This window comes from Micromonospora sp. NPDC003776, from assembly GCF_053605645.1.
In genome coordinates this window covers 1-7,584 of sequence record NZ_JBSGJR010000335.1, presented here as the reverse complement: position 1 = coordinate 7,584, position 7,584 = coordinate 1, and the positions used below count along the sequence as shown (strand labels likewise).

The window sequence follows — 7,584 nt, the reverse complement described above, 5'->3', positions numbered from 1 at the left end:
CAACATCGTCCAGTACACCGACTGGAACGGCGCCAACCAGCAGTGGCAACTCGTCCGGGCCGGCCATCGGCGTATCGACGATCAGCGGCGGTGCTGCCCGCCGTGCCCGTGCCGGTGGTCGTCGCCGTCGATCGCGTCCCGCACCGCGTCGGCCGCGCCCGCCGCGCTGGCCGCCGCGATCACCGCGGCCGCCTCGCCGCGCTTGCGCGCCCGCCGGTCGCGGAGGAACTCGAAGAAGATCGGCAGCACCGAGATCAGGATGATCAGGGCGACCACCGGCAGGATGTACCGGTCGATCTTGTCGCCGATCGCGTTGTAGATCTGGTCGGCCAGCAGGTAGCCGATCAGCAGGATGCCGTCCACCCAGAGGAACGCGCCGACCACGTTCCAGAGGAAGAACTGCCGGGCGGGCATCCCCAGCACCCCGGCCACCGGGTTCAGGAAGGTGCGCACGATCGGGATGAACCGGGCCAGCACCACGGCCTTCGCCGGGCCGAACTTCTGGAAGTAGTACTCGGCCTTCTCCACGTACTCCCGCTTGAACAGGCGGGAGTTGGGCTTGTCGAACATCCGCCGGCCGTACCGGGCGCCGAGCCAGTGACCGAGCTGCGCGCCGGCGATCGCGCAGAGCGGGCCGCCGATCAGCAGCCCGGCGAGGGAGAGCCGGGTGCCCGCCCCGAAGATCGCGTCGGCCACCGGGGAGGCGGCCACCCCGGCCAGGAAGAGCAGTGAGTCGCCCGGGAAGAAGAAGCCGACCAGCAGGCCGGTCTCGGCGAAGAGGATCGCCCAGACGCCGATCATCCCGAAGGTGTGGATCAGATCCTTCGGGTCGAGCGGGTTCAGAGCGACGCTCTCGGAGATCATCCGGGTCTTCTCAGCTGTGTCCACGGCCACAAAGGGTACCCGGACCCGGTCCGGCGCCGCGCCGGACCGGGCGGTACCTGCCTAGAGGCGCGGGTCGACCGGTTCCGACTCGCAGGCGAGGATGGCGAAGACCAGTTCGTGGCGGCGCCAGAGCGGCGCGTCCTCGGCCAGCGCGTCCAGGGCGGCGAGGCCCAGCCCGTGTTCGCGCAGCGCCAGTCCGCGCTTGCGGCCCAGGGATCGTTTGCGCAGCGCGGCGAGCTGACCGGGCCCGGTGTACCCGGGACCGTAGATGATCCGCAGGTACTCCCGGCCCCGGCACTTGATCCCCGGCTGGAGCAGCGACCCCTTCGGCGAACGGGCGGCCAGGCCGGCGTACGGCTTCACCACCATGCCCTCGCCGCCGGCCCCGGTCAGCGCCAGCCACCAGTCGGTCGCCGCGGCCACCGCCGCCGCGTCCGTCAGGTCGACCACCTGCCGACGGGTCGGGGTGAAGAACCCCGGGTCGGCCGCGCAGAGCCGGTCGGCCAGGGCGAGGTGCCACCCGTGGTCGCGGTCCGCGTAGCTCACCCCGGCCCCGGCCAGCACCGCGAACGGCGCCAGGGTCACCCCGCGCAGCCCGTCCGTCGGCCCCACGTACGCCCGGTACGCCGCCGAGTACGCCTCGACCTCGGCGCCCCGCTCGGCCATCCGGCCCCGCAGCTCACCCACCGGCAGCCCCCGGCCGGCGGCGGCGTCCAGCGTGGCGAGCACCGCCGGCAGCGCCGCCCGGCCGGCCGCGCCGACCCCGGCGTACTGCTCGCGGATCAAGCTGCCCGCCTTCGCCGACCAGGGCAGCAGCTCGCAGTCGAGCAGCAGCCAGTCGGTGTCCAGCTCGGCCCAGAGGCCGGCCGAGGTAACCGCGGCGCGGACCCGGGCCAGCAGTTCGTCATCCAGCGGCGGCCCGAAGAACGGCCGGCCGGTACGGGTGTGCACCGCCCCGCCGCCGAACCGCCCCGGCTCCCGTTCCACCAGCACCACGGCACGCGAGCCCATGTGCTTCTCCTCGCAGACCACCCGCTCGACGCCGGCCGCGCGGTAGTCCGCGAACGCCTGCTCCGGGTGCTCCAGGAACCCGTCGACCGTCGACGTCGAGCAGGGCGCCATGGTCGGCGGCAGCCAGACCAGCCGGCCCGGGTCGAGCGCGTACCGGCTCATCACCTCCAGCGCGGCCGCGGCGTTCTCGGCCGGCACGGTCAGCGTCCCGTACGGGTGGGTGAGGTGCCGGCGCCCGGTCACGTCGGCCAGGTCCAGCACCGTGTCCGGGCGGGTCGCCGTGGGCGCGACCAGCGGCCGGGCCGGGGCGTACCACTCCTTGACCGCCGGGACGGAGACCAGCTCCTTCTCGGGGTAGCGCAGCGCGGTGAGCCGGCCGCCGAAGACGCAGCCGGTGTCGACGCAGATGGTGTTGTTGACCCACTCCGGCTCCGGCGTCGGGGTGTGCCCGTACACGACCATGGCCGCGCCGCGGTAGTCCCGCGCCCACGGGTACCGGACCGGCAGGCCGTACTCGTCGGTATCGCCGGTGGTCTCCCCGTAGAGCGCGAACGACCGCACCCGCCCGGAGGTCCGGCCGTGGTAGGCCTCCTTCAGCCCGGCGTGCGCCACCACCAGCCGGCCGCCGTCCAGCACGTAGTGGCTGACCAGGCCGTCGATGAAGGTCACCGCGTCGGCCACGAAACGCTCCGGCTCCACCGCCAGCTGGGCCATCGTCTCGGCCAGGCCGTGGGTGAGCCGCACGTCCCGACCGCGCAGCTTGCGCAGCAGCTTCTGCTCGTGGTTGCCCGGCACGCAGATCGCGTGGCCGGCCGCCACCATGCCCATCACCAGGCGGAGCACCCCGGGCGAGTCGGGGCCGCGGTCCACCAGGTCACCCACGAAGACGGCGGTACGCCCGGCCGGCGGCGTCGCGTCCACCGGGCGGCCCGCGTCGTCGCGGTGCAGGGCGTAGCCCAGCCGGACCAGCAGCGCCTCCAGCTCCTCCCGGCAACCGTGCACGTCGCCGACGATGTCGAACGGCCCGGTCAGCTCGCGCCGGTCGTTGAACAGCTTCTCGTAGCGGATCTCCGCGGCGTCGATCTCCTCCACCCCGCGCAGCACGTGCACCTTGCGGAAGCCCTCGCGGGCCAGCCGCCCGTACGACTGCCGCAGGTCACGCTGCATCCGGGCGAGCACCTGCCGGCCGTGGGTCCGGTCGGCCCGGACCTGCGTACGCTCCCAGGCCAGCGCCTCCGGCACGTCCAGCACGATCGCCACCGGCAGCACGTCGTGCTCGCGGGCCACCCGCACCAGGGCGGCCCGGGCGTGCGGCTGGAGGTTGGTCGCGTCGACCACGGTCAGGTGCCCCCGCCGCAGCCGGATGCCGGCGACGTGGTGCAGCGCGTCGAAGGCGTCGCCGGAGGCCGCCTGGTCGTTCTCGTCGTCGGCCACCATCCCCCGGAAGGCGTCCGAGGAGAGCACCTGGGTCGGCGCGAAGTGCCGGCGCGCAAAGGTGGACTTGCCGGAGCCGGAGACGCCGACCAGCGCCACCAGGGCGAGCTCGGGAATGTCCAGGGTGGTCATGCGCTGATCTCCTCCTTCCGGTTCAGCACCGCGAGCTGCGTCGGGCTGCCGACCTCCGGGTCCTCGTCGCCGATCCCGGCGATCGTGGCGGCGTAGCCGTGGGTCGCCGCCACCCGCTCGACCCAGGCGGCGAACTCGGCCCGGGTCCACTCGAACCGGTGGTCGGTGTGCCGGAGCCGGCCCGCGGCCAGCCCCTCGTAGCGCACGTTGTACTCGACGTTGGGAGTGGTCACCACGACGGTGCCGGGCCGGGCGTGCCCGAACACCGCGTCCTCCAGTGCCGGCAGCCGGGGTGGGTCGACGTGCTCGATCACCTCCATCAGCACCGCCGCGTCGTAGCCGCGCAGCCGGTCGTCCCGGTAGGTCAGCGCCGACTGCCACAGCGTGATCCGGTGCCGCTGCCGCTCCGGAAGCCGGTCCAGCCGCAGCCGCCGGGCGGCCAGGGCGAGCGCCTGGCTCGACACGTCGGTGCCGACGACCTCGGTGAACCGCCGGTCGGCGACCAGCGCGGTGAGCAGGGCCCCGCCCCCGCAGCCCAGGTCGAGCACCCGGGAGGCACCGCTGTCCCGCAGCGCCGCCAGCACCGCGTCCCGGCGGCGTACGGCCAGTGACGCCCGCTTCCGGTCCGGCTCCTGCGCCGGGTCGACGCTGTCGTCGGCCGGCGGATCGTCGGCGAGGCGCAGCTCGGCCAGGCGGGCCAGCGCCTCGCCCGCCAGGGCCCGGCGGTGGGCCAGGTAGCGGCGGGTGATCTGGCCCCGTTCCGGGTGCTCGGCCAGCCAGCCGGCACCGGCCCGGAGCAGCTTGTCCACCTCGTCCGGCGCCACCCAGTAGTGCTTGGCGTCGTCCAGCACCGGGAGCAGCACGTACAGGTGATTGAGGGCGTCGGCGAGCCGCAGCGTGCCGGTCAGCGTCAGGTCGACGTACCGGCTGTCGCCCCACTCCGGGTACGCCTCGTCGAGCGGGATCGGGGTGGCCGACACCGCCCAGCCCAGCGGGGCGAAGACCCGCACGGCGAGCTCGGCGCCGCCCCGGCAGCGCAGCACCGGCACCCGTACCGTCAGCGGGATGGCGGTGGCGGCCAGCTCCGGCCGGTCCCGGGACTCGCCGCGCAGCGCCGACCGGAACACCTTGGCCAGCGCCGACGAGAGCAGGCTGGACGCCGCGTACGGGCGATCGTTGACGTACTGGCCGAGGGTGAACGCGTCTGTTGTGGCCTGCTTGCGGCCCCGACCGCCGCCCAGCTTGAGCGGGTCGACCTCGACCAGCAGCGCCGCCGTGCAGCGCTGCTCGTCCGCCTCCGGGTAGAGCACGTGCGCGGTGCCGGCGGGCAGGTCGAAGCTCTGCACGCGGTCCGGGTGCTTGACGAGGAGGTGGCCGAGGTCGGTCGCCGGGCGATGGGTCGTGGTCAGGGTCAGCAGCACCCGTCGATGGTGGCAGCCCCATCGATCTTGCGTCGTCCCGTTTTCGCCGGTACGCACGACGATGCCCCGCCGACCTCGGGTCGACGGGGCATCGGTGCCGTCGTACGGATCAGGCCACGAAGCGGGTCTTCCGGCGGCGGGCCACCACGTAGCCGCCGGCGCCGGCGGCGAGCAGCAGCGCGCCGAGGCCGGCGATCAGGCCGGTGGCGGAGCCGGTGATCGGCAGCGTGCCGCCACCGCCACCCTGGCCACCGTCACCGTTGCCACCGGCCGGGTTCACCAGGATCTTCGCGATGTCGTTCGCCGGGTTGAGGTCCTGCACCATGTTCTCGTCCGGCCCGCCGTGGAACAGCTGGACCTCCCCGGTCAGGGCGCCGGCCTGGTCGACGCGCAGGGAGAACGGGAAGGCGACCTTCTTGCCGCGGCCGATCACCTCGGGCACGAAACAGGCGTACGCGGCGGCACCCGCCTTGCCGGAGTCCACACCGAACTCGCCCTCGGCGTCGGCGCACTGCTCCGGCGCCTTCACGGCCGTCGTGCCCTTGGGCAGGGTGACCAGCGCCAGGGTGTAGATGCCGTTCTCGCCGCCAGCGTTGATCGCCGCCGGACCGTTGTTCGTGAAACCGACCGTGACCGGGACGGTGTCGCCGACCGCACCGTGCACGGTGGCACCGTTGGCCACGGCGTCAGCCTTCTGGTTGCCCTTGACCGTGAGCTTGATCATGGTCTCGTTGTTGTACGGGTCGACGTCGGTCTGCCCGGCGAGCTGGCGGGCCATGGTCCGGGAGGGCGCCGACGCCTTCAGGGTGAGCGGGCCCGCGTCGCCCTTCGTGCTCTTGCCGAAGTCCGGCACCTGGCTCCGGAACGCGTCCCAGTCCGCCGGGGTCATCCAGATCGCGAAGCCGTAGTCCTGGTTCGGGGCCCAGGCGTCACCGGGGACGGCGAAGGCGAACGAGTCGTCCAGCTTCGCGCTGCCACCCGCCGCCACGGTGGCGTCGAGCTTGCAGGCGTAGGCGTTCGTGTCGAAGTTGTCGTCGAAGTACTCGCAGTTCTCGTACCGCTTGGCCGGGGCCAGGCCGTAGGAGCCGAAGAAGAAGAGGACGGCGCCACGAGCGTCGGTCTCACCCTGGTTGCCCACCGCCAGCGGCGACCTGACGGTCTGTCCCGGCGAGCCGTCGAGGTAGACGAAGGGCTCGGAGGTCAGGTCGACGCCCTCGCCCACGCTGACGGTGGACTCGAAGCTGGCCGTCCCGGCGCTCCCCGTGGTGACGGTGTACTTGAGCTTGCCCTCCTGCCCGGCCTTGGCGGTCTCCTTGGGCAGCACGGTGAGCGAGAGCAGGTCGAGGTCGGGCTCGGGGTCGTTCTTGACCGTGCAGGTCAGGACTCCGGCGGCCTCCTGGCAGTTGTCGGGGCCCTGCACCTCGGCGAAGCTGTCGACGCCGCTGAGGTCCACCTTGACGGTGTAGTCGGTGAACGGATCGTTCACCAGCGAGTACAGCGAGATCCACTTCTCCGGCCCGCCCGGGGCCAGGATGATGTCGTTGGCGTACAGCGTGAAGCCCTCGGCGCCCTTGGCGTCGGCGACGCTGGGGGTGGGGTCGGTCGCGAAGGCGGGGGTGGCGGAGGCGGCGACGAATGCGCCTGCGACGCCGATCCCGGCCAGCCAGCGCCGAGTTGAACGGGTGAGCATTTGGGGGTTCCTCCCGGGGGAAACGCCAGGTGCGGCCTGTGGAGCTTAAAGATCCCCTAAGGCACCCCGCTGCCCAGGATCGCCGGGAAGAGCGGATATTGACCGAACGGATGAGTAAGGCGAGCGCAATGTTCGGCCGGCCCGTACCCGTCAACAGGGCGGGACACCGGGAGGTGCAGTGACGTACGAGGAGTTCGCCGACGCGCGGCTGAGCGCCCTGCTGCGGTACGCGGTCATGCTGACCGGCGATCCGCACCAGGCGCAGGACCTGGTGCAGGAGACCATGGTCCGGGTCCAGTTGAACTGGCGGCGGGTGGCCCGCAGCGACGCCCCGGAGCGGTACGTCCGCCGGATGCTCACCAACCAGTTCATCGACTGGCGACGCGGGTCGTGGGCGCGCCGGGTGCTGCTGCGGGGCGAGCCGGACGAGGCGGTGCCGGTACCGACCGACCACGCGCAATCCGCCGTGGACCGTGACCAGATCTGGTCCTGGCTGTCCCAGCTGCCCCGACGGCAGCGCGCCACGCTGGTGCTCCGCTACTACGAGGACCTGCCCGACGCGGAGATCGCCGAGATCCTCGGCTGCGCCGTCGGCACCGTGCGGTCCTGCATCTCCCGGGCACTGGCCACCCTCCGAGCCGAGTACGTGGAGGTTCACTCATGATCGAGGACGACCTGCGGGCCGCCTTCGCGCGGCACGAGGCGCTCACCCCGCCGGCCGGCCCGCTGCGCGCCGCCATCGACCGGACCGTGGTCCGCCGCCGTCGGCGCCGCCTGCGGGTCCGGCTCGCCGGTACGGCCATGGCGGTCGTCGCCGCCGCCCTGACCGGCTTCACGGTGGCCGCGCCGCAGCACCGGGAGGCCGGGCACCTGCTGGCCGACCCGGCCGCGGCGGCGCCGGCCCCGGCCGGGGCGGTGAACGTGTTGTTAGTCGGGGGGGTGGGCAACGCCCCCCGGCAGGTCCGGCGCGCCGACAGAGCGGGAGGGGGGGGGGTGGGGGTAGTGTGGAAG

Annotated in this window: 5 protein-coding genes and 1 pseudogene; 2 read left to right on the top strand and 4 right to left on the bottom strand. The window is 73.2% G+C overall.

The window, feature by feature from the left end; genetic code table 11:
• Positions 1–81: 81 nt before the first annotated feature.
• The 4 genes from ACWEVO_RS23830 to ACWEVO_RS23815 form a co-directional block, all read right to left on the bottom strand.
• Complete coding sequence (locus ACWEVO_RS23830) at positions 82–864, bottom strand: DedA family protein (RefSeq protein WP_452309737.1); 783 nt, start codon at positions 862–864, stop codon at positions 82–84.
• Between the two features lie 81 nt (positions 865–945).
• The gene (locus ACWEVO_RS23825; RefSeq protein WP_452309736.1) at positions 946–3,462 is read right to left on the bottom strand and encodes a polynucleotide kinase-phosphatase; all 2,517 of its coding nucleotides are present in this window, start codon (positions 3,460–3,462) and stop codon (positions 946–948) included.
• Entirely contained in the window at positions 3,459–4,883 is a 1,425-nt protein-coding gene (locus ACWEVO_RS23820; RefSeq protein WP_452309735.1) for a 3' terminal RNA ribose 2'-O-methyltransferase Hen1, read from the bottom strand. The genes ACWEVO_RS23825 and ACWEVO_RS23820 overlap by 4 nt, the downstream gene beginning before the upstream one ends.
• 109 nt (positions 4,884–4,992) lie before the next feature.
• Positions 4,993–6,573 (bottom strand): LPXTG cell wall anchor domain-containing protein, encoded by a 1,581-nt coding sequence (locus tag ACWEVO_RS23815; protein ID WP_452309734.1) that lies wholly within the window; start codon positions 6,571–6,573, stop codon positions 4,993–4,995.
• 178 nt (positions 6,574–6,751) lie between these two features.
• Here ACWEVO_RS23815 and ACWEVO_RS23810 point away from each other — a divergent pair, with 178 nt between their 5' ends.
• Complete coding sequence (locus ACWEVO_RS23810) at positions 6,752–7,237, top strand: SigE family RNA polymerase sigma factor (RefSeq protein WP_452309733.1); 486 nt, start codon at positions 6,752–6,754, stop codon at positions 7,235–7,237.
• Positions 7,234–7,584 (top strand): annotated as a pseudogene (locus ACWEVO_RS23805) (hypothetical protein); the annotation flags it as partial. The gene ACWEVO_RS23810 and the pseudogene ACWEVO_RS23805, both read left to right, overlap by 4 nt.